This window comes from Brevundimonas sp. TWP2-3-4b1, from assembly GCF_049897665.1.
GTDB lineage: Bacteria > Pseudomonadota > Alphaproteobacteria > Caulobacterales > Caulobacteraceae > Brevundimonas > Brevundimonas subvibrioides_B.
Genome location: NZ_JAFCWQ010000013.1, coordinates 1 through 24,765, shown reverse-complemented (window position 1 = coordinate 24,765; position 24,765 = coordinate 1). Strand labels below are relative to the sequence as shown.

Below are 24,765 nucleotides of genomic sequence, written 5' to 3'. Positions count from 1 at the left end.
AGCGCCCTGGGTTAGTCCTGGTCGGGTGCGCCGAGAGGGAAATAGTCGCGATATGGCCGTGCCTCATCGAGCGCCCGCGCATAGGACGGCCGCGCCAGCAGGCGAAGGCGATAGGCCCACAGATGGACGTGGTCCTTCGGAATCGCGTGGGTCCAGTGGGCGTAGAGCAGGCCCGGCGCCGCGCCGCAGTCGGCCAGGGTGAAAACCTCGCCCGCCGCCCAGGTCCGGTCGGCCATGACGGCGTCGAGCCAGGTGTAGGCGGTCTCCAGTTTCGCCCGCGCCTCGGCCTCGGCGATGGGGTCACGATCAGCCTCGGGCCGCAGGGCATTGTAGATGATCCTCTGCTGGTTCGACTGGATGTGATTGTCGAACACCCGGTCCATGAACCGCGTCTCCAGCGCCAGGGCGGGATCAGCTGGGATCAAAGGGGTTGCGGGGGCGATCTGGTCCAGCCGCTCGATGATGATCGAGGCCTCGGCAAAGCGGCGGTCGCCGTCCTTCAGCACCGGGAACTGGCCGAAGGGCCACAGGGAGAGGAGTTCCGCCATCGCCCCCTCGCTTTCCAGCATCCGCTGTTCGAACGGCAGATCCTTCTCATAGAAGGCGACGATGGCCTTCTGGCAGTAGGACGAGAACGGGTGGCTGTAGAGAACAAGGCTCACAGGCGCTTCTCCATCCAGACATTGCAGCGGGCATAGGGCGTCGGCTGCGGCGGCAGATCGACAAAACCAAACCGGTCATACAGGGCGATGGCATGCGTCTGGGCGCCGTTGGTTTCGAGATAGAGCCGCGGCGCTCCGGCGGTGCGGGCATGGGTCTCGCAGGCCTCCAGCAGCCGGCGTCCGAGGCCGAGGCCCTGGGCGTCTGCCGCCACAGCCATCTTGCCGACCTCGTAGCCGCCGTCCGGCATGAGCATCAGCGAGCAGCAGCCGATCGCCTCACCATCCCGCTCGGCGATAAAGATGACGCCGCCCTTCGACAGGATCGACCCGTCGGGATCGTCCAGCACCAGCCGGTCCTTGGCCTCCAGCGCATAGCCGCCGGCCAGAATCCAGTCTTCGTTGAGGGCCGTCCAGGCGGTGGCGTGATCAGGGCGGTAAGGGAGGATTTCGATGCTCATCAGCCTTACCGTGCACCGGCGCGCGAAAAAGCAAAAGGGCGGCCCGATCGCTCGGGCCGCCCTTTCAATAGCTCAACCGTGGCGCCGAAGCTTACGCTTCGTCGTCGCCCTCGATCGCATAGACGGGACCGGAGTCCAGACCCTTGGCGTCAACGTCGCGATCGACGAACTCGATCACGGCCATCGGGGCGTTGTCGCCATGGCGATAGCCGGCCTTCATGATGCGGATATAGCCGCCATTGCGTTCGGCATAGCGCGGGCCGATCGTTTCGAACAGCTTGCCGACCTGGGTCACGTCACGGACGTGGCTGATGGCCTGACGACGGGCGTGCAGGTCGCCCTTCTTGCCGAGGGTGACCAGCTTTTCGACGAAGGGGCGAAGCTCCTTGGCCTTGGGCAGGGTGGTCGTGATCTGCTCGTGCTTGATCAGCGACGCAGCCATGTTGGCGAACATGGCGGTCCGGTGGCTGGCCGTACGGCCGAGCTTGCGATAGGCGGCGCCGTGGCGCATCGGGGTCTCTCCTACTCCGGCCCTGGTTTCCGTCTTACCGGACCCGTGACCGCATTATTCTAACCGCTCCGATGACCAACAAACGGTCCGGGCGGAGGGTTGAAACTAGATTTGGTCGTCGAACTTCTTGGCGAGGTCTTCGATGTTTTCCGGGGGCCAGTTCGGCACATCCATGCCGAGCGACAGACCCATGGAGGTTAGCACTTCCTTGATCTCGTTCAGCGACTTGCGGCCGAAGTTCGGGGTGCGAAGCATTTCGCCCTCGGTCTTCTGGATCAGGTCGCCGATGTAGACGATGTTGTCGTTCTTCAGGCAGTTGGCCGAACGGACCGACAGTTCCAGTTCGTCGACCTTCTTCAGCAGAGCCGGGTTGAACGGCAGATCGGGCTTGCCGTCCGTCGCTTCCACAGCCTTCTTCGGCTCGTCGAAGGTGATGAAGATCTGCAGTTGGTCCTGGAGGATGCGCGAGGCGTAGGCCACGGCGTCCACAGGCGACACGGCGCCGTTGGTTTCGACTTCCAGCACCAGCTTGTCATAGTCCAGCGACTGACCCTGACGGGTCGGCTCGACGCGATAGGCGACGCGCTTGACAGGCGAATACAGGGCGTCGACGGCGATCAGGCCGATCGGGGCGTCTTCCGGACGGTTGAACTCCGAAGCGACATAGCCCTTGCCGTTCTGGACGGTCAGTTCCATGCGCACCGAAGCGCCGTCGTCGAGCGTGCAGATGACGTGGTTCGGGTTCAGCACCTCGATGTCCGCAGGGACGTCGATCTGACCGGCGGTCACAGGCCCGGGGCCGGTGGCGCGCAGGGTCATGCGCTTGGGGCCCTCGGCGTGCATGCGCAGCGCCAGTTGCTTGATGTTCAGCACGATGTCGACGACGTCCTCACGCACGCCTTCCAGCGACGAGAATTCGTGCACGACGCCGTCGATCTGGATCGCGGTCACCGCGGCGCCTTGCAGCGACGACAGGAGCACGCGGCGCAGGGCGTTGCCGAGCGTCACGCCGAAACCGCGTTCGAGAGGCTCGGCCACCAGGCGCGCCTTGCGCTGGGCGTCAGAGCCGAGTTCGATTTGCGGCTTCTCGGGACGAATCAGTTCTTGCCAGTTTCGTTCGATCATGGGTGTCCCTCGAATGGAGTTCGCCGGCCCCTCGCTACCTCGTCAGGTGCGTCCAGGGCCGGCGGAGAATAGGGTCGGCGTAGGCGGTGTTCGCTTAGACGCGGCGGCGCTTGGGCGGACGGCAACCGTTGTGCGGCATCGGCGTAACGTCGCGGATGGTCGTGATGGTCAGGCCGACCGACTGCAGCGCGCGTAGCGCCGACTCACGACCGGAACCCGGACCCGAGACGTTGACTTCCAGCGTCTTGACGCCGTGTTCCTGGGCCTTCTTGCCGGCGTCTTCGGCGGCCATCTGGGCGGCGTAGGGGGTCGATTTGCGCGAACCCTTGAAGCCCATGTGGCCTGCCGACGACCACGAGATCGCGTTGCCCTGGGCATCGGTGATCGTGATCATGGTGTTGTTGAAAGACGCATTCACGTGGGCGACGCCCGAGGTGATGTTCTTGCGCTCGCGCTTCTTTACGCGACCCGGTTCCTTGGCCATGTGTCTGTCTTACTTCTTCTTGCCGGCGATCGGCTTGGCGGGACCCTTGCGGGTGCGGGCGTTGGTGTGCGTGCGCTGGCCGCGGACCGGCAGGCCCTTGCGGTGACGCAGGCCGCGGTAGCAGGCCAGGTCCATCAGACGCTTGATGTTCATCGACGTCTCGCGGCGCAGGTCGCCCTCGACGGTGTGATCCTTGTCGATGGTCTCGCGGATCTGCAGGACTTCGGCGTCCGTCAGCTGGTTGACGCGGCGGGCGGCTTCGATGCCCACCTTGCCCACGATGTCCTTGGCGGCGGCGGGGCCGATGCCGTGAATGTACTGAAGCGCGATTTCCACGCGCTTGTTGGTCGGGATGTTGACGCCAGCAATACGGGCCACGTAGCTCTCCAGATGCGCGTGATCAGACGCAGAAACCGCTCCGGTCAACAGACCAGGAGCGTGCGCGTCTTTCGCGGAAGACGGCCTTATACAGGTGATTCAGCTTCCGTCAACCAGCGCCGTGACGGGTTCCGCCTCCGGGGCGGCCGGAAACGCGATGGCGACGATTTTCCAGCGGCCATCGACCGGTCGCCCACCCTGCTGCGGCGGCAGAAAACGGAACTCGCGCGATCGCAGGAGGGCGGCTCTGCGATAGCCGGAGGGGCGCGGATGCTCCCCTATCACGCGGCAACCCGTCAGCCCCTGATCCAGACGTATCCGGCAACGTAGAATGACATGGGACTGACCGGCCCGCACCAACGCGGCGGACTGAACGTCCTGGGTGATGACCGCGCCGGCGGGGCCCTGGGTGAGGACCGCATCCCTGCTCCCGCCCGCACCCGGCCCTGCTCCGGCCCCGATGCCGTCGCCGCTTCCCGTCCCTGCCCCGGCGGATGACGACGGGCTGATGAGGGGCGCGACGCCCAACACCAGAGGTTGGAGGGGCGCGGGTTCGATGGGCGCGGTCAGCGCCACCGCATCCAGACGGGGTTCGGGCGCAAGATGGAGGGTCGAGGGGGCGGAGGCCGCGCCGCCTCCGGAGATCGGACTGTCAGAATCGGGGTTCGGCTTCGTCGCGGGTCGCATCAGGACGACCTCGAAGGCCCGGGTCGTCATCTCCGGCAGGACGGGAACCACGCTGACGCCCAGCCAGATCAGGACAGCGACATGAACGGCCGTCACGGCGCCGCCGATGGCGACCCGCCTGCGACGCTCGACAGTGACCGCCCCGTTGACCGCCACGCCGCCGTTCATCGCGCCCGTCCCTTAATTCCAAGAACGGCGGATGCTGGATCGCGGCGGCGGGACGGTCAAGTCCCCGGTCAGCAGTGCCAGCAGGCCTCCGCGCCGATCGGGCTGCCCGGCGGCGTGGGAGTCTCGACCCGGTTTGCCTCCAGCAGTTGATCCAGGCGTTCGCGATCCTGCAGCAGGGCCGCGAGCCAGCGGTCGTGCGCCCGCTGCACCGGATCCGTGGAGCGCGACGCGGCCAGCCGGCCGGCCAGCGTGTGCAGCCGGTCAGAGACCACGGCGGCCGAGGTCGCCGACACCGCACTGGACCGCAGCAGACCGGCCAGGGTCAGGGCCGTGCGGGCCTGGACACGGCGCGCGGGTTCGCCAAGGCGACCGGGAGCGGGCGCGAACACGGCCGTGGTCAGGCTGTCGATCGTCTCGGCCAGACCCAGGGCGGCCGGATCGCGGCGCCCCATGTCTGTCAGCCGCTCGACGCGTTGGGGCGCGAACAGGGCCTGAAGGGTCACGTCCGCCGCCGCCTCCACCGCGCTGCCGGCGTCGAAGGTCCGGCCCTGGCGCGAGGCGAAGACCTCGATGTCGTGCTGCGGGTCGCTCTCGCCCGACTGCTGGGCCGCCAGCAGGGCCAGAAGCGGGTCAGGCAGGTCGAGTTCAGCGGGCGACAGGGTCTCGATCAGGCCCGCCAGCGCCGCGCGCTGGGTCGCGGCCGGGACCGCCGTCGCCGCTTCACGCCCGTCGCCGACAACGGGGTAGGCATAGTCCATGCCCGCCACCAGCTTGGCCACCGCGTCGACCTGGTAGCGGTGATACAGATAGATCGGCACCAGCCGCCGCCTCAGGTCATTGACGGCCGAGCCGGCGGGCAGGTTGTCCAGTCCGAAATGATCCAGGGCGACGCGGCGAACCTGCATCAGGTGATCCAGTTCGGCGACGGGGTCGGCGCCGTTGTCCCACAAACTGCCCCAGGCCTGGGCGTCGCCACCGATACGGGCGTCCGGATCGGACACGAAACGCCAGGTCGCGGCCCCCGCTGCGGCCCGACGGTCCAGTTCTGCCTGACTGACATCGGCGTAGAGCCAGTCGATGGCGAACCGGTCCCAGCCGCCCATCCCGACCGCATAGGCCTCCGTGAAGTCGAGATGGTCGCCGTTCACCGCGACCTGGGGGACCGGATAGTCCATCACCGAGGCTCGATCCTGGGTCGAGGCGGCGAAATTGTGCAGCAGGCCTATGGCGTGGCCCACCTCGTGCGCCGACAGCTGGCGGATGCGGGCGAGCGCGATGGCCTGCGGATCGTTGGGGCCGCCCGCGCCGGTCTGGCCGGCGCCGACCAGACCTTCGAAGATCAGCATGTCCTGGCGGATGCGGAGCGAACCCAGAAGGACGCTGCCCTTGACGATCTCGCCCGTGCGCGGATCGACGACGCTCTGACCGTAGGACCAGCTGCGCGTCGCGCGGTTGACCCAGTTGATGACGTTGTAGCGGGCGTCGAGCGGATCGACGCCCTCGGGCAGGACCTCGACGCGGAAGGCGTCGATATAGCCGGCGCGGTCGAAGGCGTCGGCCCACCACATGGCCCCCTCGACCAGGGCCGAGCGGATCGGCTCGGGCGCGGCGCGGTCGACGTAGAAGACGATGGGCTCGACCACGGTCGAGCGGGCCGCAGACGGATCGGTCTTCACCAGCCGGAAGCGGTTGGCGAAGCGGCTGACAATCGGCTCGTCCAGCGGCGCGGAGAAGTCGGTCACGATGGTGCTGATCGCGCCGGTGCGCGGATCATAGGGGCGCGGCGCATAGCCAGCGTCGGGCAGGCGGATGAAACTGTGGCGCACGGTGAAGGTCACCAGCCGGGCATCCGGCGCGATCTGGCGCAGCACCGGGCCGGGGCCATCGACGGAGAAGGTCAGCCGGGCCTCCAGCTCGACATTGTCGGGGAAGGACTTCGCCTGCGACGCATCGACCATCGTCAGGTCGGCGACGGGACGCAGCGTCCCCTGCCCCGCCAGCGCCTGGACGATCCCGTGGGCGTCGCGGGTCACGAAACCGGAAATGTCGACGAGGACAGAACCGTCGGGTGCCGTGGCGACCACGTCCCCCGCCCAGATGGTCGAGCCGACGAAGGCGTCGCGCGCCGCCGCCTGTTCCTCGGCCGAGCCCGCCGGCGCGCGATAGCGGGGGTTCTCGAATTCGGCGACGACGCGTTTGCCGAGATGGCGGAAGACCAGGATGTTGGTCGCCCCGATCTGCGCCCGGTCCAGCCCGGTTACAGCCGAGCCGACGCCGGTTCGCAGCGCCGTGTGATGGATAAGGCGCGCCAGGGTCCCGTCCGCTCCGGGCGCGGGCAGTTGCAGCAGAAGCTTGCCGGACGCCGCATCGGTGAAAAGGGTCAGGAGGCCGTCCTGCCGCGTCAGGCCCTCGACGCTCTGGACATAGCTCACGGGGGTCGTTTGGGCGATCGCGACCGCAGGGGCCATGCCGCCCATGGCCAACACCAGGGCGATCGCCGTCGCCGTCCCGCCGAACCTGAAAGTCATGGTCGCCCCCAACGCAAAATCTGCGCGGCATCTGGGGGTGATTGAGGGGCGGGTGTCAAACCTCTCCGTGTTCTTCCGTGCATCCCGCGAAGGCGGGGATGCACGGATCTGGAAAGCCCAGAACGGTTCGAAAACCCGCGCTTACTGCCGCCCGAAGTTGACGGTGACCGTCACGCGGAACCCGTCCACCGGTCGTCCCGACGCCGTCGTCGGCGGGCGGAAGCGGAAATGGGTCTCGGCGATCCGGACGGCTGCCTCACCGAAGCCGAAGCCGCCGGGAGATTCATCGACGACCCGGCAGCCCTCGAGACGGGTGTCGGCCCGGATCACACAGTTGACCGCGCTCCGGCCCGAGCGCCGCTGTCGCCGGGCTTCGGGCGGCACGAAGGCCAGGATCTCACCATTCGAGGCGCCTCGCAGGATGATCGGCCCCGAGCCCGAGCCCGGCCCGTCGCCTTCGCCCGTCCCTGATCCCGTGCCAGTCCCCTGCCCGCCCTGACCGAGGCCTGAGTTCAGACTGGCGGTCGGCGAGGCCCCGACGACCAACGTCGGCACGGGCGCGGGCGTCGGCGGGGCGGCGGGCAGTTCGGGCGGAACCTCGGGAGGCTTGGGCGTGACGTGGACGCGGGACGGCGCGGCGGGCGCGCCGCCTCCGGGAGCGACTTCGACAAGCGCGGGAGGCGGAGGCGGCGGAGGTGTGAAGGGGCGGAACAGCTCGACGTCGATTGGCGTGCGCACTGGCACATCGATCGACTCAACCTGTCCCATGCCGACGGCGACGAACAGACCAGCATGGACCAGGACGACCAGCGCCACGGCGCCGGCCCGGGCCACACGGCGGGCTCGCGGAGAGGATGGAGGATGTAACACGGCCGCTTCTACCATGCCCGGCTGAACGCGCAGGAGTGCCGAAGGCTCAGCTCCGGTTCAGATCAGGAGGCGTCGAGTGCGGTGTCGATGGCAATAGCCACCGTCTCGATCGAGCCCATGCCATCGACCTCGGTCAGCAATCCCTTGTCGCCGTAGTAGGGCAGCAGGGGCGCGGTGTTGCGGTTGTAGGCGTCCAGACGAACCTTGAAGCTCTCCGGATTGTCGTCCGGACGGCCTTGTTCGGCGAAGCGCTTGGAAATCCGAGCCGTCAGTGCTGCGTCATCGACCTTGAGGCGGACGACCCGATCAATCTGCTTGCCCATCTTGGCCAACATGGCGTCGAGCGCCTCAGCCTGGGCGATCGTGCGCGGGAAGCCGTCGAAAATGGCGCCGCCGGCGTCTTCGGCTTCCTTCAGCCGGGCCTCGATCAGGGCGATGACGATGTCGTCTGCGATCAGACCGCCTTGCGCCATGATCTCCTTGCACTGCTGACCCAGTTCCGAGCCGGACGCGATCGCCTCGCGCAACATGTCGCCGGTCGACAGTTGGACCATGCCGCGCTGCTCGACCAGCCGCTTGGCTTGGGTGCCCTTGCCGGCCGCAGGGGGCCCGAACAGGATCAGGTTCATGTTCAGGCCCCTCCCCGGGCGCTCGGGCTCAAATCACGCAACGCGCGACAGCCCATCACAATGCAGGCCTAGCGGCGAACGGGCGTGGGCGCGCCGCGGCCGCCACGACCACGCAGTCGGGCCTTCTTGATCAGGCCTTCGTACTGGTGAGCCAGCAGTTGAGACTGGATCTGAGCCACGGTGTCCATGGTCACCGACACGACGATCAGGATCGAGGTGCCGCCGAAATACAGGCTGTTGCCCATCTGGGCGACCATCAACTCCGGCAGGAGGCAGACGGCCGTGATGTAGGCAGCGCCGATCACGGTCAGACGGGTCAGGACGTAGTCCAGATATTCCGCCGTGCGCTTGCCCGGACGGATGCCCGGCAGGAAGCCTCCGTACTTCCTCAGGTTCTCGGCCGTGTCTTCAGGGTTGAAGGTGATCGAGGTGTAGAAGAAGCAGAAGAAGATGATCAGGCCGGCGTACAGCAGCATGAACAGCGGCTGGCCATGGGTCAGCTGGGCAGTCACGAAGGGCAGCCAGCTCATCCATGCCGGCAGGTCGGCCGTGGCAGTCATCTGGGCGACCGTGGTCGGAAGCAGCAGCAGCGACGAGGCGAAGATCGGCGGGATGACCCCGGCGGTGTTCACCTTCAGCGGCAGGAACGAACGCTCGCCCCCGGCCATCCGGTTGCCTTCCTGGCGCTTCGGATACTGGATCAGAAGACGGCGCTGGGCGCGTTCCATGAAGACGATGAAGACGATCGTGGCCACGGCGAGGACGGCCAGGAACAGGAGGGCGAAGGCGGACATCTGACCCTGCTGGGCCAGTCCCAGCATCCGGGCGACGGTGCCCGGCAGAACCGCGACGATACCGGCGAAGATGATCAGCGAGATGCCGTTGCCGACGCCGCGCGCCGTCACCTGCTCACCCAGCCACATAAGGAACATGGTGCCGCCCGTCAGGGAGACGACCGTGGTGGCGATGAAGAAGATGCCGGGCTCGTCGATCAGGCCGGGCTGGGCGTTGAGGCCCGCCGCGATGCCGAACGACTGGGCCAGAGCCAGGAACACGGTCAGGTAACGGGTGTACTGGTTCAGCTGCTTGCGGCCGCTTTCGCCGCCTTCTTTTTTCAGCTTCTCCCACGGCGGATACACGCTGCCCATCAGCTGGACGATGATCGAGGCCGAGATGTAGGGCGTCACGTTCAGCGCGAAGACGGCCATCCGTTCCACGGCGCCGCCCGAGAACATGTTGAACATGTCGAGGACGCCGCGCTGTCCGTCCGGATCCTGGAAGAACTGCAGGAAGGCGGCGGAGTTGATGCCCGGGATCGGCACATAGGTGCCGATGCGATAGACGAGAAGCGCGCCAAGCGTGAACAGCAAACGCTTGTGGAGCTCGGTCGCTTTCGCGAACGAGCCCATGTTCATATTGGCGGCGAGTTGTTCGGCGGCCGAAGCCATATGTCGTTACCCCGACTTGTCAGTACGCGGCGTCTGATCCGCTTTCGAATCCGACGCCGTTGTCCAGATAGGCGAAGGGCGGCCCCTTAGCGAGACCGCCCCCCACGCTTTATTGGATTAAGCCTTGGCGGCCGTGCGGGTCGTGCGAGCCGAGATCTTGTTGGCGTCGCCGCGCGGGGCCTTGGCAGCCGGAACCTTGCCCTTGGCGAGGTTGCGCTTCTCGACGCGAGCAGCGGCCTTGGCTTCAGCAGCGATCCGCTCCTGAACGACCGAGCCGCCGGCGGCTTCGATCGCCTTCACGGCGCCGGCCGAGGCCGACCAGACAACCAGGTTCAGCTTGGACTTGACCTCGCCGGTACCCAGCAGACGGACGCCGTCCTTGACGCGACGGATCACGCCGGCGGTGACCAGGGCGTCGCCCTTGATCTCGCCCTTGATGTCCAGCTTGCCGCCGTCGATGGCGTCCTGCAGGCGCCACAGGTTCACTTCGGCCAGCTTCAGGGCGTTGGGATTGTTGAAGCCTCGCTTGGGCATACGCATGTACAGGGGCATCTGGCCGCCTTCGAAGCCGCCAATGGCGACGCCCGAACGGGACTTCTGGCCCTTGACGCCGCGACCGGCGGTCTTGCCCTTGCCCGAACCCGGGCCGCGGCCGACGCGCATACGCTTCTTGTGGGCGCCTTCGTTGTCGCGGATTTCATTCAGTTTCATGTGCCTGATCCTTTCGGGTTCTAGCGCCCGCTGTATCAGCGGACTCGGCTTGTTGGTCTCGGTCGTCTCCCTCCCCGTCCGGGGAGGGTGGTCGGCGAAGCCGACCGGGTGGGACCGGCAAGGCGAGCCGGACCCGAATCTCTAAGGGACGCGCGCTATAACGGCTCCCCCGACACCAGTAAAGGCGGCTCGCCGAGCCGCCCCCACCCGGCCGCCCGAGGGCGACCTGCCCTCCCCCGAGGGGGAGGGAGATACAAACGGCTTACATTTCGACGATCTCGGTCAGGTGGGCGACCTTTGCGATCATCCCGCGAACCGAGGGGGTGTCTTCAAGTGTGGACTCGCGACCCATACGGTTCAGACCCAGGCCCACCAGGGTGGCGCGCTGGTCGTTCTTGCGGCGGATCGGCGAACCGGTCTGCTTGACGGTGACCGTCTTGGCTTCTGACTTGGCCATGCTCAGGACTCCACGGCTTCGGGCGTCGAGGCGCCGTCGTTGCGGCGGCCCATCAGGTCGGAGACCTTCTTGCCACGCTTCGAAGCGACCTGGCGGGGCGAGGACTGAACTTTCAGCGCCTCGAACGTCGCCCGGATCATGTTGTAGGGGTTCGACGAGCCCGTGGACTTGGCGACCACGTCGGCGACGCCGAGGGTTTCCAGGACTGCACGCATCGGACCACCCGCGATCACGCCGGTTCCCGGAGGAGCCGCGCGCATCATGATCTTGCCGGCGCCCCAACGGCCGTTGCCGTCGTGGTGCAGGGTGCGGTTTTCGCGCAGGGGAACGCGGATCATCGTCTTCTTGGCTTCTTCGGTCGCCTTGCGGATGGCTTCCGGCACTTCGCGCGCCTTGCCGTGACCGAAGCCCACGCGTCCCTTGCCGTCACCGACGACCATCAGGGCTGCGAAGGAGAAGCGACGGCCGCCTTTGACGGTGGCCGCGACGCGGTTGATGTGGACCAGCTTTTCGACGATGTCCGAATCCGGACCGTCGGCGGCGGGGCCGTTGCGGTTGTCACGACGATTGCGGTCGTTACCGCCGCCGCCGCGTTGAGGTGCTTGCGCCATCTGTGCGGTCCTTAGAAGTTCAGGCCGGCTTCACGCGCGGCATCCGCCAGCGCCTTCACCCGTCCGTGATAGATGTAGCCACCGCGGTCGAAGACCACATCGGTGACGCCCTTCTCGATGGCGCGCTGGGCGACCAGCTTGCCAATCGCGGCAGCCGCCTCGACGTTGGAGCCCTTTGACGTCCCGGCCTTGTCGCCTTCCAGCGACGAGGCGGAAGCCACGGTGATCCCCTTGAGATCGTCGATGATCTGGGCCGAGATGTTCTTGTCCGAACGATGCACGGACAGACGCAGGCGACCGTTGCCCATCGCCTTGAGCCGCCGACGGTTGCGATCGGTGCGGCGGACGGCTTTTTGCTTGAGAGTCGTTGCCATGACCTACTTCTTCTTGCCTTCCTTGCGCCGCACCTTCTCGCCCGAATAACGGACGCCCTTGCCCTTGTAGGGCTCGGGGGGACGCAGCTTGCGGATGTTGGCGGCCAGTTCGCCGACGACCTGCTTATCGTTGCCGGAGATGCGGATTTCGGTCTGCTTGGGCACGGTGAAGGTGACGCCGGCCGGGGCCTTGACGTCGACTTCGTGCGAGAAGCCCAGTTGCAGCGACAGGTCCGAACCCTTCAGGGCGGCGCGATAACCGACGCCGACCAGTTCGAGCACGCGCTCGAAACCGTCCGTGACGCCGACGACCATGTTGTCGACCAGGGTGCGCGACAGACCCCACATCGCGCTGGCGCGTTGCGAGTCGTTACGGGCGACCAGGTTGATCTCGCCGTCTTCGAACTTGACCTCGATCTCGTCGGCGACAGTCCAGGAGCGCTCGCCCTTGGGACCCTTCACCGAGACGGTCTGGCCGTCGATGGTGACCGTGACAGCCTTGGGCACCGTGATGGTGCGTTTTCCGATACGGGACATCTTTAGTAGACCCTGCAGAGGACTTCGCCACCGACGTTCGCGTCGCGGGCTGCGGTGTCGGACATGACACCCTTCGAAGTCGAAAGGATCGAGATGCCCAGGCCGTTCTTGACCGGCTTCAGGTCAGTGATCGCCGAATAGACGCGGCGGCCCGGCTTGGACACGCGAGCGATCTCGGCGATGACCGGCTGGCCGTCGAAGTACTTGAGCTCGATCTCGAACTGCGGGAATTCGCCGGGGTTCTGAACCAGCGAATAGCCGCGGATATAGCCCTCGTCCTGCAGCACGTCGAGGACGCGCTGGCGCAGACGGGAGGCCGGGGTGAGCACTTTGGAACGCTTGCGCATGGCCGCGTTCTTCATGCGAGCGATCATGTCGCTCAGGGGATCGTTGATCATCATGTCTGTCGCTCCCCTTACCAGCTGGACTTCGTCAGGCCCGGGATCTGTCCCAGGTTGCCGAGTTCGCGCAGCGCGATCCGGCTCATCTTGAGCTTGCGGTAGAAGGCCCGCGGACGGCCCGTCACTTCGCAGCGGTTGCGGATCCGGACGGCCGCCGAGTTACGCGGCAGCTCGGCCAGCTTCAGGCGGGCGTCGAAACGCTCTTCCAGAGGCAGGCTCTCGTCGTTAGCGGTCGCCTTGAGGGCGGCCCGCTTCGCGGCATACTTCGCAACAAGGGCTTTCACCATCTCGTTGCGGTTTACGGCGCTTTTCTTTGCCATTTTGCTTTTCCCTTCCCGCTCAGTTCTTCACGAACGGGAACTTGAACTCGGTCAGAAGCGCGCGCGCCTCGTCGTCTGTCCTGGCCGTGGTGCAGACGATGATGTCCATGCCCCACATCTGGTCGATCTGGTCGTAGTTGATCTCGGGGAACACGATGTGTTCCTTGAGGCCCATGGCGTAGTTGCCGCGACCGTCGAACGACGTCGGCTTGAGACCACGGAAGTCCTTCACGCGCGGCAGGGCGATCGTGATCAGACGGTCCAGGAACTCGTACATCTGGTCGCCGCGCAGGGTGACCTTGCCGCCGATGACCATGCCTTCGCGCAGCTTGAAACCGGCGATGGAGTTGCGGGCCTTGGTCGGCACCGCCTTCTGGCCGGCGATGGCCGTCAGATCCTTGAGGGCCGCATTGGCCTTCTTGGAGTCGGCGACAGCTTCACCGATGCCCATGTTCAGGACGATCTTGTCCAGACGCGGCATCTGCATCGGGTTGGTGTAACCGAACTTCTCGGTCATCACGCCCTTGATGCGGGTGTTGAACTCGTCCTTCAGACGAGGTGTGTATTTGGTCTCGGCCATCAGATGACGTCTCCCGTCGTCTTGGCGAAGCGAACCTTCTTGTCGCCTTCCATGCGGAAGCCGACGCGGCTCGCCTTGCCGTTGGCATCGGCGATCGCGACGTTCGACAGGTGAAGCGTGGCTTCCTTGTTCTTGATGCCGCCCTGGGGGTCACCCTGGGTCGGACGCGTGTGGCGCTGGACCATGTTCACGCCCTGGACCAGGACGCGATTTTCGGTCGGCAGCACCTTGGTGACTTCACCGGTGCGGCCCTTGTCCTTGCCGGCGAGGACGACGACGCGGTCGCCCTTTTTGATCTTGGCGGCCATGACTACAGGACCTCCGGAGCCAGAGAGATGATCTTCATGTGGTTCTTGGCGCGCAGTTCACGGGGAACAGGGCCAAAGATCCGCGTGCCGACCGGCTCGTTCTGCTTGTTGACGATGACGGCGGCGGACTTGTCGAAGCGAATGACGGAACCGTCCTTGCGCTGGATGTCCTTGGCGGTGCGCACGACGATGGCGCGAACCACTTCACCCTTTTTGACGCGGCCACGAGGAATCGCTTCCTTGACCGAGGCGACAATAGTGTCGCCCACCGAGGCGTAGCGACGCTTAGCGCCGCCGAGCACCTTGATGCACATGACCCGGCGAGCACCCGAATTATCGGCTACCTCCAGGTTAGTTTGCATCTGGATCATAGTGTCAGATCCCTCTGATTACGACGCCGAGGCCGGGGTGTCCTTCGAGAGGACCTCCCAACGCTTCAGCTTGGACTTCGGGGCGCACTCACGGATGCGGGCGATGTCACCTTCCTTGAAGGCGTTCGCTTCGTCGTGGGCGTGGTACTTCTTGGAGAGGCGCACGATCTTTTTCATGACCGGGTGCAGCAGCGTGCGTTGGACGACGACGACGACGGTCTTGTCGCCCTTGTCGGACACGACCACGCCTTCGAGAATTCGCTTGGGCATAGTGTTTCCTTACGAGGCCGACCGCTTCTCACGCAGAAGCGTCGAGATGCGGGCGATGTCTTTGCGCACTTCACCAACGCGGTGAGTTTTTTCCATCTGGCCGGTGGCGGCCTGGAAGCGCAGGTTGAACTGTTCCTTTTTCAGGGACAGCAGCTGGTCGCCCAGCTGATCGGGGGTCTGGACCCGGAGGTCGGCGATCTTGGTCATGCGCCTACGTGCTCCACATGGGCGACGCCGGCGTCAAGGCGGGTGACCACCTTGGTGCGGACCGGCAGCTTGGCGGCGCCCAGACGCAGGGCTTCGCGAGCCACGTCGTCGGCGACGCCGTCGATTTCAAACAGGATCCGGCCCGGGTGGCAGCGCGCCGCCCAGTGATCCACGGCGCCCTTGCCCTTGCCCATTCGGACTTCGGCAGGCTTGCCCGAGACGGGAACGTCCGGGAAAACGCGGATCCAGACGCGGCCCTGACGCTTCATCTGACGGGTGATCGCGCGGCGGGCCGCCTCGATCTGACGCGCGGTGATGCGTTCCGGCTCAAGCGTCTTCAAGCCATACGAACCGAAGTTCAGCGAGAAGCCACCCTTGGCGGCCCCGTGGATACGGCCCTTGAAGGCCTTCCGGTACTTGGTTTTCTTAGGCTGCAGCATTTTCCCTAGCCCTCACGGCCACGGCGGGGACCACGGTCACCGCGCGGGCCACCACGTTCGCGGCCTTCGTTGGACGACGGACCGGCGGCTTCCAGAGCCCAGCGCTTGTCCTGGGCCATCGGATCGTGCTCGAGCACTTCACCTTTGAACACCCAGACCTTCACGCCGATGATGCCGTAGGTCGTCTTGGCCTGAATGAAGCCGTAGTCGATGTCGGCGCGCAGGGTATGCAGCGGCACACGGCCTTCGCGATACCATTCCATCCGCGCGATTTCCGCGCCGCCGAGGCGACCCGACACGTTGATGCGGACGCCCTTGGCGCCGAGACGCATGGCCGACTGCATGGCGCGCTTCATGGCGCGGCGGAAGGCGATCCGGCGTTCCAGCTGCTGGGCGATGTTCTCGGCGATCAGCTGGGCGTCGGTTTCGGGCTTGCGGACCTCGACGATGTTCAGGTGAACTTCGCCTTCGGTACGGGCCGAGATGTCCTTGCGGAGCTTCTCGATGTCAGCGCCCTTCTTGCCGATCACGACACCCGGACGGGCGGCGTAGATCGTCACGCGGCATTTCTTGTGCGGACGCTCGATGATGATGCGCGACACGCCGGCGGCGTTCAGGCGTTCCTTGAGCCACGTGCGCAGCTTCAGGTCCTGGTGCAGCAGACGGGCGTAGGTCGGGCCGTCGGCGAACCAGCGGCTGTCCCAGGTACGGTTCACGCCGAGGCGGAAACCGATCGGATTGATTTTCTGACCCATATCAGGCAGCCTCGCCGGCTTCACGGACCACGATAGTGATCTCGCTGAACGGTTTCAGGATACGCGACGAGCGGCCACGAGCACGGCTCGCGAAACGCTTCATCACCAGGTTCTTGCCCACGAAGGCCTCGGACACGATCAGGTTGTCGATGTCGAGGTTGTGGTTGTTCTCGGCGTTCGAAACCGCCGAATACAGGACCTTGCGGACGTCGTCCGAGATGCGCTTGCGGCTGAACTCGAGTTCGTTCAGCGCCTTTTGCACCGGCAGACCACGGATCGACTGGGCAACCAGGTTCAGCTTCTGAGGGCTAATCCGGACGTTCACCAGTTTGGCGCGGGCTTCGGTCGGACCGACGCGGCGTGTGTTGTTCGTCTTTGGCATCTTACTTCCGCTTCGCCTTCTTGTCCGCGGCGTGGCCGGGGAACGAACGGGTGGGCGAGAACTCGCCCAGCTTCATGCCAACCATGTCCTCGTTCACATGCACGGGGACGTGCTTGTGACCGTTGTGGACGCCGAAAGTCAGGCCCACGAACTGCGGCAGGATGGTGGAGCGGCGCGACCAGGTCTTGATCACGTCCTTGCGGCCCGACGTCGAAACGGCGTCGGCCTTCTTGAGCAGATACCCGTCGACAAACGGGCCTTTCCAGGAGGAGCGAGCCATCTTTAGCGAGCCTTCTTGAGGTGACGGCTACGGATGATGAAACGATCCGTAGACTTGTTCTTGCGGGTGCGCGAACCCTTGGTGTCCTTGCCCCACGGCGTAACCGGGGTACGACCGCCAGAGGTCTTGCCTTCACCACCGCCGTGGGGGTGATCGACCGGGTTCATGGCGACGCCGCGAACGTGCGGACGGAAGCCCATGTGACGGACGCGACCGGCCTTGCCCATGTTCTGGTTCATGTGGTCGGCGTTAGAAACGGCGCCCACCGTGGCCATGCAGCCGTCCAGAACCATGCGCAGCTCGCCGGAGCCGAGGCGGATCTGGGCGTAGCCCTGATCGCGACCCACCAGCTGGGCATAGGCGCCGGCCGAACGGGCCAGCTGTGCGCCCTTGCCTGGCTTCATCTCCACGCAGTGGATGATAGTGCCGACGGGGATGGAGCGCAGCGGCATGGCGTTGCCAGGCTTAACGTCCGTCTTTTCGCCGGCCACGATCGTGTCACCAGCCTTCAGGCGTTGCGGCGCGACGATGTAGGCCTTTTCGCCGTCCTCATAGGTGATGAGGGCGATGAAGGCGGTGCGGTTGGGGTCATACTCCAGCCGTTCGACGGTCGCGGTCTGGAACTTGCGACGCTTGAAGTCGATCTTGCGATACAGGCGCTTGGCGCCGCCGCCGCGGAAGCGGACAGCGATGCGACCGCCCTGACCACGTCCGCCCGACTTGGTCAGGCCTTCGGTCAGCGACTTTTCGGGACGGCCCTTGAAGAGCTCCGAACGGTCGATCAGCACAAGGGCGCGACGGCCCGGCGAAGTCGGATTGTATGTTTTCAAGGCCATCTGATCAGAGCCCCGTGGTGACGTCGATCGACTGGCCGTCGGCCAGCGTCACGATCGCTTTTTTGATGTCGACCCGACGGCCCATAATGCCGCGGAAGCGCTTGGTCTTGCCCTTTTGAACCAGGGTGTTGACCTTCAGGACGTTGACCTTGAACAGGCTTTCGACCGCAGCGGCGATCTCGTCCTTGGTCGAGGTTCCGGCAACGCGGAACACGACCTTGTTTTGCTCCGACAGGATCGTCGCCTTCTCGGTGATGATCGGCGATAGGATGGTGTCGTAGTGTTTGGCGGTGGGTTGGGCAGCCATTACGCGGCGTCCTTCTCGGCTTGCTCGCGACGCGACGGCTTGAAGTCGGCGTAGCGGGCTTCGATGGCTTCGACGGCGGCCTTCGAGAGGACCAGCTTGTCGGCGCGCAGGATGTCATAAACGTTCAGGCCGGCGTTCGGCAGCACGTGGATCTGCGGGATGTTCCGCGAGGCCAGCGCGAAGTTCGCGTCGACTTCGGGACCGGCGATGATCAGCGTCCGGGTCCAGCCCAGCTTGCCGAAGGTCTCGCGCAGGGCGGCGGTCTTGGCGTCCTTGACCGTCAGGGCGTCGACGACGACCAGATCGCCCGACTTCGCCTTGGAGGACAGGGCGTGACGCAGGGCCAGGGCGCGAACCTTCTTGGGAAGGTCGAAGCCGTGATCGCGGACAATCGGGCCGAAGGCGCGCGAACCACCGACGAACTGCGGGGCGCGGCGCGAACCGTGACGAGCGCCGCCGGTGCCCTTCTGCTTGTACATCTTCTTGCCCGTACGAGAGTTCTCGTTGCGGGTTTGAACCTTGTGGGTGCCGGCGCGGCGCTTGGCCAGCTGCCAGTTGACGTAACGGGCCAGAAGGTCGCCGCGAATGTCGGTGATGCCGAAAACGGCGTCCGACAGTTCAACGTCGCCCAAGGCCTTGCCGTCGAGGTTGATGCTCGAAAGTTTCATGCTTCACCGCCTTCGACGGTCTCGACCGCTGCCGGCTCTTCAGCAGGCGTTTCGGCCGGAGCGGCTGCAGCGCCGCCCTTGGTCTTGAACGAGCCGGGGAACGGCAGGTCGGCGGACGGCTTCTTGTGCGCGTCGCGAACCTTGACCCACGAGCCCTCGTGGCCCGGGACAGCGCCCTTGACCAGGATCAGGCCGCGTTCGGCGTCGACACGGACGATGGTCAGGTTCTGTGTGGTGATCGTCTCGTTACCGAGCTGACCCGCCATCTTCTTGCCCTTGAACGTCTTGCCCGGGTCCTGGCGTTGGCCGGTGGAACCCAGCGACCGGTGCGACACGGACACACCGTGCGACGCCCGCAGACCGCTGAAGTTCCAGCGCTTCATGCCGCCCTGGAAGCCCTTGCCGATCGTCTCGCCCTGGATGTCGACCTTCTGGCCGACCACGAAGTGGTCCGCCGTGAGGGTCGCTCCGACGTCGATCATGGCGTCGTCCGACACGCGGAACTCCATGACAACGTGCTTGGGCTCGACTTCCGCCGTGGCGAAGGTCGTGCGTTGAGCCTTATTCGTATTTTTTGCCTTCTTGGCCCCGGCGCCCAGTTGCAGGGCGACGTAGCCGTCCCGCTCCTGAGTGCGTTGGCCGACGACCTGACAGTCGTCGAGCTGAAGCACAGTGACCGGAACGTGCGCGCCGTCTTCGGCGAACACGCGGGTCATGCCCAGCTTCTTGGCGATCACGCCCGTGCGCATATCGGATCCCGCCTTTGTTTCTTTAAATCTTGATCTCGACGTCCACGCCGGCGGACAGGTCGAGCTTCATGAGCGCGTCCACGGTCTGCGGGGTGGGGTCGACGATGTCGAGGACACGCTTGTGCGTGCGGATTTCAAACTGCTCGCGCGACTTCTTGTCGACGTGCGGCGAGCGGTTCACGGTGAACTTTTCGATCAGGGTCGGCAGCGGGATCGGACCACGTACAGTGGCGCCCGTGCGCTTGGCCGTATTCACGATCTCGCGCGTCGAAAAGTCGAGGACGCGGTGATCGAAGGCCTTGAGCCTGATGCGGATGCTTTGATCCATATCGGTCGTGTTTCCCAAGCAGGCGAACCTGCGTCCCTGTGAACCATTTCAAAGACCGGAGGCCTTCAGGCACGAATGCCTTCAGAGTACGCACGTCCGCAAAAACGATCGGCCCACGCAGTCGCCCGCGAGAGCCGTTAAAGTCCCAGGTCGCTGCAAAGAACAGGTCCGAGGTCGTTCCTGCGGACTGCGTCTGCGGTTTCCCGCACAGCCAGTCCAACAAGAGTTGGTGTGTATGACGATTGATTCCGTTTTGGTCAAGCGGCTCGGGGCGATCCGGGCGACTTTCTCTCGTTTCGGAGACGAGCAGTTCTCGCCGGTCAGCTCCCGTTGGACAGTATGACGGCCCGGGCGGTTCCACTCGCCCGGGCCGTCGCTTTCAGCAGACTGAGTTCAGGAGGCTCAGTTGCCGATTCTCACCCGGCCTCCACCCCTGACGGATTGGGAGACCGAGCCGGTGACCCGACCCACGCGGACGTCGCCGCTGCCCAACAGGCTGGCGTCCAGGCTGGCGACCGTGCCTGTGACCGTGATGTTGCCCGAGCCGGCGATGGAAGCGTCCAGCGGGCCGGCATCGCCCGTGATGGTGATGTCGCCCGAGCCGACAATGGAGCCATCCACCGACGAGGGCCTGCCGCCGTTGATCCAGATGTCGCCCGAGCCGGCGATGGCCGCATCAACCTCGCCGGTGGCGCTGGCGACGGTGATCGTGCCCGAACCGCCGATGGAGGCGTCGAGCGAGCCGGTCGCGCCGGCGGTGATGTTGCCCGAGCCGCCGATGGAGGCTTCCAGGCTGGTCGAGGTCCCGGCGCGGATGCTGCCCGATCCGCCGATCGACAGGTCGGCCGAGCCCGCGGTGTTGGCCACGGTCCAGTCGCCGCAACCGCCGCTGCCCAGTTCGATCGAGGTGGCGCCGCGACCGATCGAGCCGAACACAGCCGAGTCTTCGATGGAGATGTCCACGGCCGGCGGGGTGCGGACGACGATCAGCGGAGCGGCGGACAGGTTGACCCGGCCGTGCTCGCGCACCTCCACGGACGCGCCCTCCCCCGGCTGACGGGCGGTCGCCGGGCCGCTTTCGCAGCGGCGGAAGGCGCGACGGCCGAGGTTGCCGTTGATGCGGACCTCGTCGCCGGCGCGGGTCACGGTCGGCAGGGGCAGGCCGCCAGAGCCCGGCTCGATCTCGACGGCGATGTCGGTGCGGTTCTCGACGATCACCACCACGCGGGCGGCGGCGTAGCGAATGCGGACTTCGCGGTCGGCCTTGGCCGAGGCCGGGGCTGCGGTGCCTAGGGCGGCCAGCAGGGCGACGGATGCGGCGGCGGTGACGAAAGCTTTCATGACGTGGGTTCCTCTCCTGAAGTTGAGGCGAACCTGATCCCGCGATGAACGGAAGTCATTTTAACTCGACGTCATGACCTCGAATTAATCCGGGTCCAAGGTTTCCCTCCCCCGAGTGGGAGGGAGAAGTCTGTCACGCCAGCAAGGCCCCCGCCCCGTCGGCCGCGCCGACTTCAGGGGTGAAATCGCGCTCGAAATGCTCGATCCGGCTCTTGAGGCCACCGACGCGACGCAGGGCCAGAGAGGCGGCCCAGCGGGCGGCCAGTTCCGGCGTGGACATGGCGTCGGTAAAGCGCGGACGCCCTCCCCGGCTGCGGATCACGGCATTGGTGTAGATGGCGCCGTTGCGGAACCGCGTCGGCCAGGTCTGGAAATCCATGGACAGGCTGACGCAGAACCTGTCGAGATTCTCGACCCGGTGCGGCGCATAGAGCGGCCAGGTCAGGGCCTCGCCCGGCTCCAGGTCCATGACCTGGGCGTCCGCCTCGAAGGCGCGGGTGTAGGGCAGTTCCTCGGTCGTCTGGCGGGCCACGACCTGCTCCATCGCCGTCTCCGGCAGATGGGCCTCGTCGCCCGGGTATATAAAGAGGCGCTTCCTGCCGCGCAGGTGGAACAGCACCACCCCGGCGGCGTCGAAATGATAGGGCACCCTGGCGACCGGCGACGAGATGATCAGCTGGCCGGCGTTGGTCACGGCCTTCATGCCGGGATAGGTGGCCTGGATCCTGGCGAACTCGCCCATGGCGGCCTTCCACAGGTCGGGACAGCCGGCCTGGGCCTGACGCAGGTTGACCCAAAGACGCCCGGCCTGGATCGCCGCCAGAAGCTGGTCGCCCGACAGGCCGCCGCGCGCGCCGGTGCGAAGGCTGACCTGACCCTCGTCGTCGTAGTCGTACAGATTGATGTCGAACAGTTCGGCCGGATAGCGGTGCAGGATCTCCGCCAGCGCCTCGTCGGTGGCGAAGCCCTGATCGACGAGGGCGTGCGGGTGCTTCTTCGCCTGATCGATCGGGCCGGGATAGCGGGTGCGCCGGGTCTGGCTGGGGGTCTGGCTCATGCTCATCTCGATCAGGCGGCCTGGGGGGCGCTCGTAACTTTTTTCATGGCCGCGCCAGCGGCGGCGACCGCACCCATCAGGCGGTTGGCGGATGTAGTCTCGCAGGCCTCGATGGCGGCCCAGCGACGCCGCACGCTGGTGCGCAGGCGCTCGCCCTTGCCGCCCGCCGCGGTGTTCAAAAGGCCCACGGCCGCGTCAGACAGCATGGAGCCGACGCCTGGCTTGAGGATCACCGCCTCGCGCACCGTCTGGGTCGCGTTGCAGAAATACTTCTTGTAGCCCTCGCCGCCGAAGCCGAAGTCGAAGACCCGGAACCCGGCGTCACAGCCCAGCCGCATGGTGTCCATGGTCAGGAGGATGCCGGGCGAGCAGCGCGCCAGCGCAGGCTCATAGGCCGGGAACCAGAAATGGTAGCGGTCGCCGGCGTGCAGCGAATATTCAATGGCGGTCAGCCTGTCCCCGGCCCACAGCGCCGCCATCGAGGCGCCGAAATCCTCATGCTTCGAGGCCATCAGGGCGTTCAGCAGATCACGCGTCCAGCCGCAGGCGAAGATGTCGTGCCGACCCGTGCGGACATACTGGTCGCGCTTCAGCCCGATCAGCTGATCCAGCAGGGCCGGATCGGTCAGGCCGCGCTGGACCCGGATCGGCCCCAGCTCGGCCTCGAGGCTGCGGCGCGCTCGTTCCTTGTCCTTGAAATATTTGCCCCAGGTCTGGCGACGCTCGACGTACCAGACGTCGAACCCCTCCTCGGGCGTGACCGTCATCAGGGTGTCGCGCGGCTCACCGGCGCCCGACGGTCCGACCCAGGCCGAGACGTTCAGCCTGGGCGCATTCAGCAGGGCCGCGACAGTCGCCAGCGACGGCGCCTCGCCCGGCATGGCGATGACGCCGTGATAGTCATTCATGGGCGCCCCGAGCGGCTGGATCGCCGATCCGCGCCGCTGGTGCGGGAAATAGCCGATGGTGCGCCCGCCCCGGCTGAAGATCGCCACGGCGGCGTTGGGGCTGATCCGGGCGGCGATCTCGGTGAACTCCCAGCGGAAATAGGGGCTGGCGAGATCGGGGTTGGCCTCGACCATGGCGCGCCACAGCACCCGGTCCGCGACCGTCAACTGGTCCGCCTTGACGACCTCGATCTTTAGCGTTCCGGGCATGCAAGTCTCCGACCCACGCCCATGAGCAAGGCGCGTTCCTGTCTCAGGTCTAGCCCACCTCCCGTTTCGCGACGGTGTAATGGCATGGTGAACAAAAGCCTGCCCTGGAGCCGCCGCGCGTCTGGCGCGTTGTGTCGGCCATCAGGAGCTTGAGCATGACCAACCCCGCCCGACCGCCGCGCGAGACCGAGAACGAGAACCAGCGCCCCGCCGGCGACGGCCAGCCGCCGCGTCCGGCGACCGAACCCGTGGGATCGAAGGGATCGAGCAACTCCGGCGAGACGGCGACGGACCCTGCGACGGGCAAGCCGAACGGTTGATGGCGTTACCCGGGCCCTGTCTCCTCCTCGTCGCGCAGCGATGGGGAGGAGAGATCCGCGTCGTCCACTTCGCGTGGCTTCACGCGCACCAACTCGCCATCCCGGGTAATGTGGAAACCCCTCACCGGGCCCTGGTCTTCCAGGCTCTCCGCGAATTCAGAGTCCAGATAGTCCCAAGAGTCCGGTTCGGCCTCCTCGGCCTCGATATCGCGGGCGCGCTGGCGGATCTGGTATTTGCGGACCTCTTCCTCCTCGGCCCGATGGCGCAGTTCGGCCTCGCGCACGTCGATGATCTCGGCAACCTTGTGCCAGCGCATGAACTCGGCCGAATCCCCGCGCAGGACCGCGCGCATCATCCGCCCCTCGGCGACGCCCGACAGTTCGCCCCATTCGATCAGGTCGAGATTTCCGCAAATACGCTCTTCGAGAATACGGCCCTCGTCCCAGGGATCGAGCGACTGAGGCGGGATCCAGGGCTGGTCCGAGCGCCGCCAACCCTCGCGAGCCGCCCGGTTGCGCAAGGCCGACAGGCTCACACCGTGCCGCCGGCAGCAGTCGGGCCCAGACAGACCGGCGAGATAGTCCGCCTTCACCGTCTCCCAGACCTCCTCAGGAACGACCTGTCGGCCGGTGTTTGTCGCCTGATCATCCATATCCGCGCCTCCGCTCAAGGACCGGACAGTGTGAGGCCGTTTCAGGGGGTGATGGGTATAAGGGCTCTCAATAGAGCCGAGTGTTGTTTCGATTGGGGAATTCGGACGATCCGTTGATGGGTATGGCAGGTTCCCTTCTCCCCTTGCGGGAGAAGGTGGCAGCCCTCCGACTTGATCGGGGGGCTGACGGATGAGGGGTCGTACAGAGGCTGGAATGGGCCTGAGCAGCGCTGACATCTGACGTCAGCGTGACCCCTCATCCGACCTCGCTTCGCTCGGCCACCTTCTCCCGCAGGGGGAGAAGGGCAAAGAAAAAGGCCCCGGATTGCTCCGGGGCCTCGTTCAGTCAGCCCATTCGGGCCGTCGTGTTGACTACTCGACGATCTTGGCGACGACG

At 65.9% G+C, this 24,765-nt stretch carries 37 protein-coding genes; 1 reads left to right on the top strand and 36 read right to left on the bottom strand.

Annotated elements, in window-relative coordinates:
• Nucleotides 1–11 precede the first annotated feature (11 nt).
• The 35 genes from ACP7A5_RS11065 to ACP7A5_RS10895 all read right to left on the bottom strand — a co-directional run bounded on the left by ACP7A5_RS11065 (nt 12) and on the right by ACP7A5_RS10895 (nt 23,395).
• Nucleotides 12–662, bottom strand: a complete 651-nt coding sequence (locus ACP7A5_RS11065) for a glutathione S-transferase family protein (protein WP_426041964.1) — start codon at nt 660–662, stop codon at nt 12–14.
• On the bottom strand, nt 659–1,120 hold the full coding sequence (locus ACP7A5_RS11060) for a GNAT family N-acetyltransferase (RefSeq protein ID WP_426041963.1): 462 nt from the start codon (nt 1,118–1,120) through the stop codon (nt 659–661). Before ACP7A5_RS11060 ends, ACP7A5_RS11065 begins: the two co-directional genes overlap by 4 nt.
• Nucleotides 1,121–1,211: 91 nt before the next feature.
• Nucleotides 1,212–1,631, bottom strand: a complete 420-nt coding sequence (rplQ, locus tag ACP7A5_RS11055; RefSeq protein ID WP_303695910.1) for a 50S ribosomal protein L17 — start codon at nt 1,629–1,631, stop codon at nt 1,212–1,214.
• A gap of 105 nt (nt 1,632–1,736) precedes the next feature.
• A complete protein-coding gene (locus ACP7A5_RS11050) occupies nt 1,737–2,756 on the bottom strand; it encodes a DNA-directed RNA polymerase subunit alpha (RefSeq protein ID WP_425990967.1) in 1,020 nt (339 codons plus the stop codon).
• 94 nt (nt 2,757–2,850) lie between these two features.
• The gene (gene rpsK / locus ACP7A5_RS11045) at nt 2,851–3,240 is read right to left on the bottom strand and encodes a 30S ribosomal protein S11 (RefSeq protein ID WP_013268944.1); all 390 of its coding nucleotides are present in this window, start codon (nt 3,238–3,240) and stop codon (nt 2,851–2,853) included.
• Nucleotides 3,241–3,249: 9 nt separating this feature from the next.
• A complete protein-coding gene (rpsM, locus tag ACP7A5_RS11040) occupies nt 3,250–3,618 on the bottom strand; it encodes a 30S ribosomal protein S13 (RefSeq protein WP_425991014.1) in 369 nt (122 codons plus the stop codon).
• Nucleotides 3,619–3,717: 99 nt separating this feature from the next.
• Nucleotides 3,718–4,473 (bottom strand): hypothetical protein, encoded by a 756-nt coding sequence (locus ACP7A5_RS11035; protein WP_426041962.1) that lies wholly within the window; start codon nt 4,471–4,473, stop codon nt 3,718–3,720.
• A 68-nt stretch (nt 4,474–4,541) separates the two neighbouring features.
• Nucleotides 4,542–7,001: a zinc-dependent metalloprotease gene (locus tag ACP7A5_RS11030; RefSeq protein ID WP_426041961.1), complete on the bottom strand. Its 2,460-nt coding sequence runs from the start codon at nt 6,999–7,001 to the stop codon at nt 4,542–4,544.
• A 141-nt stretch (nt 7,002–7,142) separates the two neighbouring features.
• Nucleotides 7,143–7,835 carry a TonB family protein gene (locus ACP7A5_RS11025; protein ID WP_426041960.1) on the bottom strand — a complete coding sequence of 231 codons (693 nt, stop codon included), beginning with the start codon at nt 7,833–7,835 and terminating at the stop codon, nt 7,143–7,145.
• Nucleotides 7,836–7,933: 98 nt separating this feature from the next.
• The gene (locus ACP7A5_RS11020; protein WP_426041959.1) at nt 7,934–8,500 is read right to left on the bottom strand and encodes an adenylate kinase; all 567 of its coding nucleotides are present in this window, start codon (nt 8,498–8,500) and stop codon (nt 7,934–7,936) included.
• Between the two features lie 68 nt (nt 8,501–8,568).
• Complete coding sequence (secY, locus tag ACP7A5_RS11015; protein WP_426041958.1) at nt 8,569–9,948, bottom strand: preprotein translocase subunit SecY; 1,380 nt, start codon at nt 9,946–9,948, stop codon at nt 8,569–8,571.
• A 117-nt stretch (nt 9,949–10,065) separates the two neighbouring features.
• The gene (gene rplO, locus ACP7A5_RS11010) at nt 10,066–10,659 is read right to left on the bottom strand and encodes a 50S ribosomal protein L15 (protein ID WP_426041957.1); all 594 of its coding nucleotides are present in this window, start codon (nt 10,657–10,659) and stop codon (nt 10,066–10,068) included.
• A 262-nt stretch (nt 10,660–10,921) separates the two neighbouring features.
• Complete coding sequence (gene rpmD / locus ACP7A5_RS11005) at nt 10,922–11,116, bottom strand: 50S ribosomal protein L30 (RefSeq protein WP_426041956.1); 195 nt, start codon at nt 11,114–11,116, stop codon at nt 10,922–10,924.
• Between the two features lie 2 nt (nt 11,117–11,118).
• Nucleotides 11,119–11,727 (bottom strand): 30S ribosomal protein S5, encoded by a 609-nt coding sequence (gene rpsE, locus ACP7A5_RS11000; RefSeq protein WP_303697172.1) that lies wholly within the window; start codon nt 11,725–11,727, stop codon nt 11,119–11,121.
• Nucleotides 11,728–11,738: 11 nt separating this feature from the next.
• Nucleotides 11,739–12,101, bottom strand: a complete 363-nt coding sequence (gene rplR / locus ACP7A5_RS10995) for a 50S ribosomal protein L18 (protein WP_303697171.1) — start codon at nt 12,099–12,101, stop codon at nt 11,739–11,741.
• Nucleotides 12,102–12,104: 3 nt separating this feature from the next.
• The gene (gene rplF, locus ACP7A5_RS10990) at nt 12,105–12,638 is read right to left on the bottom strand and encodes a 50S ribosomal protein L6 (protein ID WP_426036016.1); all 534 of its coding nucleotides are present in this window, start codon (nt 12,636–12,638) and stop codon (nt 12,105–12,107) included.
• Nucleotides 12,639–12,640: 2 nt separating this feature from the next.
• On the bottom strand, nt 12,641–13,039 hold the full coding sequence (gene rpsH, locus ACP7A5_RS10985) for a 30S ribosomal protein S8 (RefSeq protein ID WP_303697169.1): 399 nt from the start codon (nt 13,037–13,039) through the stop codon (nt 12,641–12,643).
• Between the two features lie 14 nt (nt 13,040–13,053).
• A complete protein-coding gene (gene rpsN, locus ACP7A5_RS10980; protein WP_131249458.1) occupies nt 13,054–13,359 on the bottom strand; it encodes a 30S ribosomal protein S14 in 306 nt (101 codons plus the stop codon).
• A gap of 19 nt (nt 13,360–13,378) precedes the next feature.
• Nucleotides 13,379–13,939 (bottom strand): 50S ribosomal protein L5, encoded by a 561-nt coding sequence (gene rplE, locus ACP7A5_RS10975; RefSeq protein ID WP_426041955.1) that lies wholly within the window; start codon nt 13,937–13,939, stop codon nt 13,379–13,381.
• A complete protein-coding gene (gene rplX / locus ACP7A5_RS10970) occupies nt 13,939–14,247 on the bottom strand; it encodes a 50S ribosomal protein L24 (RefSeq protein WP_425990986.1) in 309 nt (102 codons plus the stop codon). Before rplX ends, rplE begins: the two co-directional genes overlap by 1 nt.
• 2 nt (nt 14,248–14,249) lie before the next feature.
• Entirely contained in the window at nt 14,250–14,618 is a 369-nt protein-coding gene (gene rplN, locus ACP7A5_RS10965) for a 50S ribosomal protein L14 (protein WP_077354965.1), read from the bottom strand.
• An 18-nt stretch (nt 14,619–14,636) separates the two neighbouring features.
• Nucleotides 14,637–14,888, bottom strand: coding sequence for a 30S ribosomal protein S17 (rpsQ, locus tag ACP7A5_RS10960; RefSeq protein WP_303697165.1), 252 nt, complete (start codon nt 14,886–14,888; stop codon nt 14,637–14,639).
• 9 nt (nt 14,889–14,897) lie between these two features.
• On the bottom strand, nt 14,898–15,095 hold the full coding sequence (gene rpmC, locus ACP7A5_RS10955; protein ID WP_303697164.1) for a 50S ribosomal protein L29: 198 nt from the start codon (nt 15,093–15,095) through the stop codon (nt 14,898–14,900).
• Complete coding sequence (gene rplP / locus ACP7A5_RS10950) at nt 15,092–15,535, bottom strand: 50S ribosomal protein L16 (protein ID WP_303697163.1); 444 nt, start codon at nt 15,533–15,535, stop codon at nt 15,092–15,094. The genes rpmC and rplP overlap by 4 nt, the downstream gene beginning before the upstream one ends.
• Nucleotides 15,536–15,540: 5 nt before the next feature.
• On the bottom strand, nt 15,541–16,290 hold the full coding sequence (gene rpsC / locus ACP7A5_RS10945; RefSeq protein ID WP_303697162.1) for a 30S ribosomal protein S3: 750 nt from the start codon (nt 16,288–16,290) through the stop codon (nt 15,541–15,543).
• 1 nt (nt 16,291) lies between these two features.
• The gene (gene rplV, locus ACP7A5_RS10940) at nt 16,292–16,672 is read right to left on the bottom strand and encodes a 50S ribosomal protein L22 (protein WP_303697161.1); all 381 of its coding nucleotides are present in this window, start codon (nt 16,670–16,672) and stop codon (nt 16,292–16,294) included.
• Between the two features lies 1 nt (nt 16,673).
• A complete protein-coding gene (gene rpsS, locus ACP7A5_RS10935) occupies nt 16,674–16,952 on the bottom strand; it encodes a 30S ribosomal protein S19 (protein WP_013268924.1) in 279 nt (92 codons plus the stop codon).
• Nucleotides 16,953–16,954: 2 nt separating this feature from the next.
• Nucleotides 16,955–17,788 carry a 50S ribosomal protein L2 gene (gene rplB, locus ACP7A5_RS10930; RefSeq protein ID WP_303697160.1) on the bottom strand — a complete coding sequence of 278 codons (834 nt, stop codon included), beginning with the start codon at nt 17,786–17,788 and terminating at the stop codon, nt 16,955–16,957.
• A 4-nt stretch (nt 17,789–17,792) separates the two neighbouring features.
• Nucleotides 17,793–18,095: a 50S ribosomal protein L23 gene (locus ACP7A5_RS10925; protein WP_298158548.1), complete on the bottom strand. Its 303-nt coding sequence runs from the start codon at nt 18,093–18,095 to the stop codon at nt 17,793–17,795.
• Nucleotides 18,095–18,763 (bottom strand): 50S ribosomal protein L4, encoded by a 669-nt coding sequence (gene rplD, locus ACP7A5_RS10920; RefSeq protein WP_426036019.1) that lies wholly within the window; start codon nt 18,761–18,763, stop codon nt 18,095–18,097. Before rplD ends, ACP7A5_RS10925 begins: the two co-directional genes overlap by 1 nt.
• A complete protein-coding gene (gene rplC / locus ACP7A5_RS10915) occupies nt 18,760–19,512 on the bottom strand; it encodes a 50S ribosomal protein L3 (protein ID WP_426036021.1) in 753 nt (250 codons plus the stop codon). Before rplC ends, rplD begins: the two co-directional genes overlap by 4 nt.
• 22 nt (nt 19,513–19,534) lie before the next feature.
• Nucleotides 19,535–19,840, bottom strand: coding sequence for a 30S ribosomal protein S10 (gene rpsJ, locus ACP7A5_RS10910; RefSeq protein WP_003164367.1), 306 nt, complete (start codon nt 19,838–19,840; stop codon nt 19,535–19,537).
• A 402-nt stretch (nt 19,841–20,242) separates the two neighbouring features.
• The gene (locus tag ACP7A5_RS10905; protein WP_426041954.1) at nt 20,243–21,181 is read right to left on the bottom strand and encodes a GIN domain-containing protein; all 939 of its coding nucleotides are present in this window, start codon (nt 21,179–21,181) and stop codon (nt 20,243–20,245) included.
• Between the two features lie 133 nt (nt 21,182–21,314).
• Nucleotides 21,315–22,238, bottom strand: a complete 924-nt coding sequence (locus ACP7A5_RS10900; protein ID WP_426041953.1) for a cupin-like domain-containing protein — start codon at nt 22,236–22,238, stop codon at nt 21,315–21,317.
• An 11-nt stretch (nt 22,239–22,249) separates the two neighbouring features.
• A complete protein-coding gene (locus tag ACP7A5_RS10895; protein ID WP_426041952.1) occupies nt 22,250–23,395 on the bottom strand; it encodes a GNAT family N-acetyltransferase in 1,146 nt (381 codons plus the stop codon).
• A 155-nt stretch (nt 23,396–23,550) separates the two neighbouring features.
• Here ACP7A5_RS10895 and ACP7A5_RS10890 point away from each other — a divergent pair, with 155 nt between their 5' ends.
• Nucleotides 23,551–23,715 carry a hypothetical protein gene (locus tag ACP7A5_RS10890; RefSeq protein WP_426041951.1) on the top strand — a complete coding sequence of 55 codons (165 nt, stop codon included), beginning with the start codon at nt 23,551–23,553 and terminating at the stop codon, nt 23,713–23,715.
• A 5-nt stretch (nt 23,716–23,720) separates the two neighbouring features.
• Here ACP7A5_RS10890 and ACP7A5_RS10885 read toward each other — a convergent pair whose 3' ends face one another.
• Entirely contained in the window at nt 23,721–24,368 is a 648-nt protein-coding gene (locus ACP7A5_RS10885) for a hypothetical protein (RefSeq protein WP_426041950.1), read from the bottom strand.
• Between the last annotated feature and the right edge of the window lie 397 nt (nt 24,369–24,765).

Bases quoted from the DNA above. Each gene is read 5' to 3' on its own strand.
- ACP7A5_RS11030 (WP_426041961.1), bottom strand. From the start codon at position 7,001: ATGACTTTCAGGTTCGGCGGGACGGCGACGGCGATCGCCCTGGTGTTG.
- rplF (WP_426036016.1), bottom strand. From the start codon at position 12,638: ATGTCCCGTATCGGAAAACGCACCATCACGGTGCCCAAGGCTGTCACG.
- rpmD (WP_426041956.1), bottom strand. From the start codon at position 11,116: ATGGCCAAGTCAGAAGCCAAGACGGTCACCGTCAAGCAGACCGGTTCG.
- rplR (WP_303697171.1), bottom strand. From the start codon at position 12,101: ATGGCAACGACTCTCAAGCAAAAAGCCGTCCGCCGCACCGATCGCAAC.
- ACP7A5_RS10900 (WP_426041953.1), bottom strand. From the start codon at position 22,238: ATGAGCCAGACCCCCAGCCAGACCCGGCGCACCCGCTATCCCGGCCCG.
- rpmC (WP_303697164.1), bottom strand. From the start codon at position 15,095: ATGACCAAGATCGCCGACCTCCGGGTCCAGACCCCCGATCAGCTGGGC.
- ACP7A5_RS10905 (WP_426041954.1), bottom strand. From the start codon at position 21,181: ATGAAAGCTTTCGTCACCGCCGCCGCATCCGTCGCCCTGCTGGCCGCC.
- rplE (WP_426041955.1), bottom strand. From the start codon at position 13,939: ATGGCCGAGACCAAATACACACCTCGTCTGAAGGACGAGTTCAACACC.
- ACP7A5_RS10890 (WP_426041951.1), top strand. From the start codon at position 23,551: ATGACCAACCCCGCCCGACCGCCGCGCGAGACCGAGAACGAGAACCAG.
- rplO (WP_426041957.1), bottom strand. From the start codon at position 10,659: ATGAAACTGAATGAAATCCGCGACAACGAAGGCGCCCACAAGAAGCGT.
- rpsK (WP_013268944.1), bottom strand. From the start codon at position 3,240: ATGGCCAAGGAACCGGGTCGCGTAAAGAAGCGCGAGCGCAAGAACATC.
- rpsC (WP_303697162.1), bottom strand. From the start codon at position 16,290: ATGGGTCAGAAAATCAATCCGATCGGTTTCCGCCTCGGCGTGAACCGT.
- ACP7A5_RS10885 (WP_426041950.1), bottom strand. From the start codon at position 24,368: ATGGATGATCAGGCGACAAACACCGGCCGACAGGTCGTTCCTGAGGAG.
- ACP7A5_RS11050 (WP_425990967.1), bottom strand. From the start codon at position 2,756: ATGATCGAACGAAACTGGCAAGAACTGATTCGTCCCGAGAAGCCGCAA.
- rplD (WP_426036019.1), bottom strand. From the start codon at position 18,763: ATGAAACTTTCGAGCATCAACCTCGACGGCAAGGCCTTGGGCGACGTT.
- rpsS (WP_013268924.1), bottom strand. From the start codon at position 16,952: ATGGCTCGCTCCTCCTGGAAAGGCCCGTTTGTCGACGGGTATCTGCTC.
- rpsE (WP_303697172.1), bottom strand. From the start codon at position 11,727: ATGGCGCAAGCACCTCAACGCGGCGGCGGCGGTAACGACCGCAATCGT.
- ACP7A5_RS10925 (WP_298158548.1), bottom strand. From the start codon at position 18,095: ATGGCTGCCCAACCCACCGCCAAACACTACGACACCATCCTATCGCCG.
- rplN (WP_077354965.1), bottom strand. From the start codon at position 14,618: ATGATCCAGATGCAAACTAACCTGGAGGTAGCCGATAATTCGGGTGCT.
- rplB (WP_303697160.1), bottom strand. From the start codon at position 17,788: ATGGCCTTGAAAACATACAATCCGACTTCGCCGGGCCGTCGCGCCCTT.
- rpsQ (WP_303697165.1), bottom strand. From the start codon at position 14,888: ATGCCCAAGCGAATTCTCGAAGGCGTGGTCGTGTCCGACAAGGGCGAC.
- ACP7A5_RS11060 (WP_426041963.1), bottom strand. From the start codon at position 1,120: ATGAGCATCGAAATCCTCCCTTACCGCCCTGATCACGCCACCGCCTGG.
- ACP7A5_RS10895 (WP_426041952.1), bottom strand. From the start codon at position 23,395: ATGCCCGGAACGCTAAAGATCGAGGTCGTCAAGGCGGACCAGTTGACG.
- rplV (WP_303697161.1), bottom strand. From the start codon at position 16,672: ATGCCAAAGACGAACAACACACGCCGCGTCGGTCCGACCGAAGCCCGC.
- ACP7A5_RS11020 (WP_426041959.1), bottom strand. From the start codon at position 8,500: ATGAACCTGATCCTGTTCGGGCCCCCTGCGGCCGGCAAGGGCACCCAA.
- rplC (WP_426036021.1), bottom strand. From the start codon at position 19,512: ATGCGCACGGGCGTGATCGCCAAGAAGCTGGGCATGACCCGCGTGTTC.
- rplX (WP_425990986.1), bottom strand. From the start codon at position 14,247: ATGGCCGCCAAGATCAAAAAGGGCGACCGCGTCGTCGTCCTCGCCGGC.
- rpsH (WP_303697169.1), bottom strand. From the start codon at position 13,039: ATGATGATCAACGATCCCCTGAGCGACATGATCGCTCGCATGAAGAAC.
- secY (WP_426041958.1), bottom strand. From the start codon at position 9,948: ATGGCTTCGGCCGCCGAACAACTCGCCGCCAATATGAACATGGGCTCG.
- ACP7A5_RS11035 (WP_426041962.1), bottom strand. From the start codon at position 4,473: ATGAACGGCGGCGTGGCGGTCAACGGGGCGGTCACTGTCGAGCGTCGC.
- rpsJ (WP_003164367.1), bottom strand. From the start codon at position 19,840: ATGGATCAAAGCATCCGCATCAGGCTCAAGGCCTTCGATCACCGCGTC.
- rpsN (WP_131249458.1), bottom strand. From the start codon at position 13,359: ATGGCAAAGAAAAGCGCCGTAAACCGCAACGAGATGGTGAAAGCCCTT.
- rplQ (WP_303695910.1), bottom strand. From the start codon at position 1,631: ATGCGCCACGGCGCCGCCTATCGCAAGCTCGGCCGTACGGCCAGCCAC.
- rplP (WP_303697163.1), bottom strand. From the start codon at position 15,535: ATGCTGCAGCCTAAGAAAACCAAGTACCGGAAGGCCTTCAAGGGCCGT.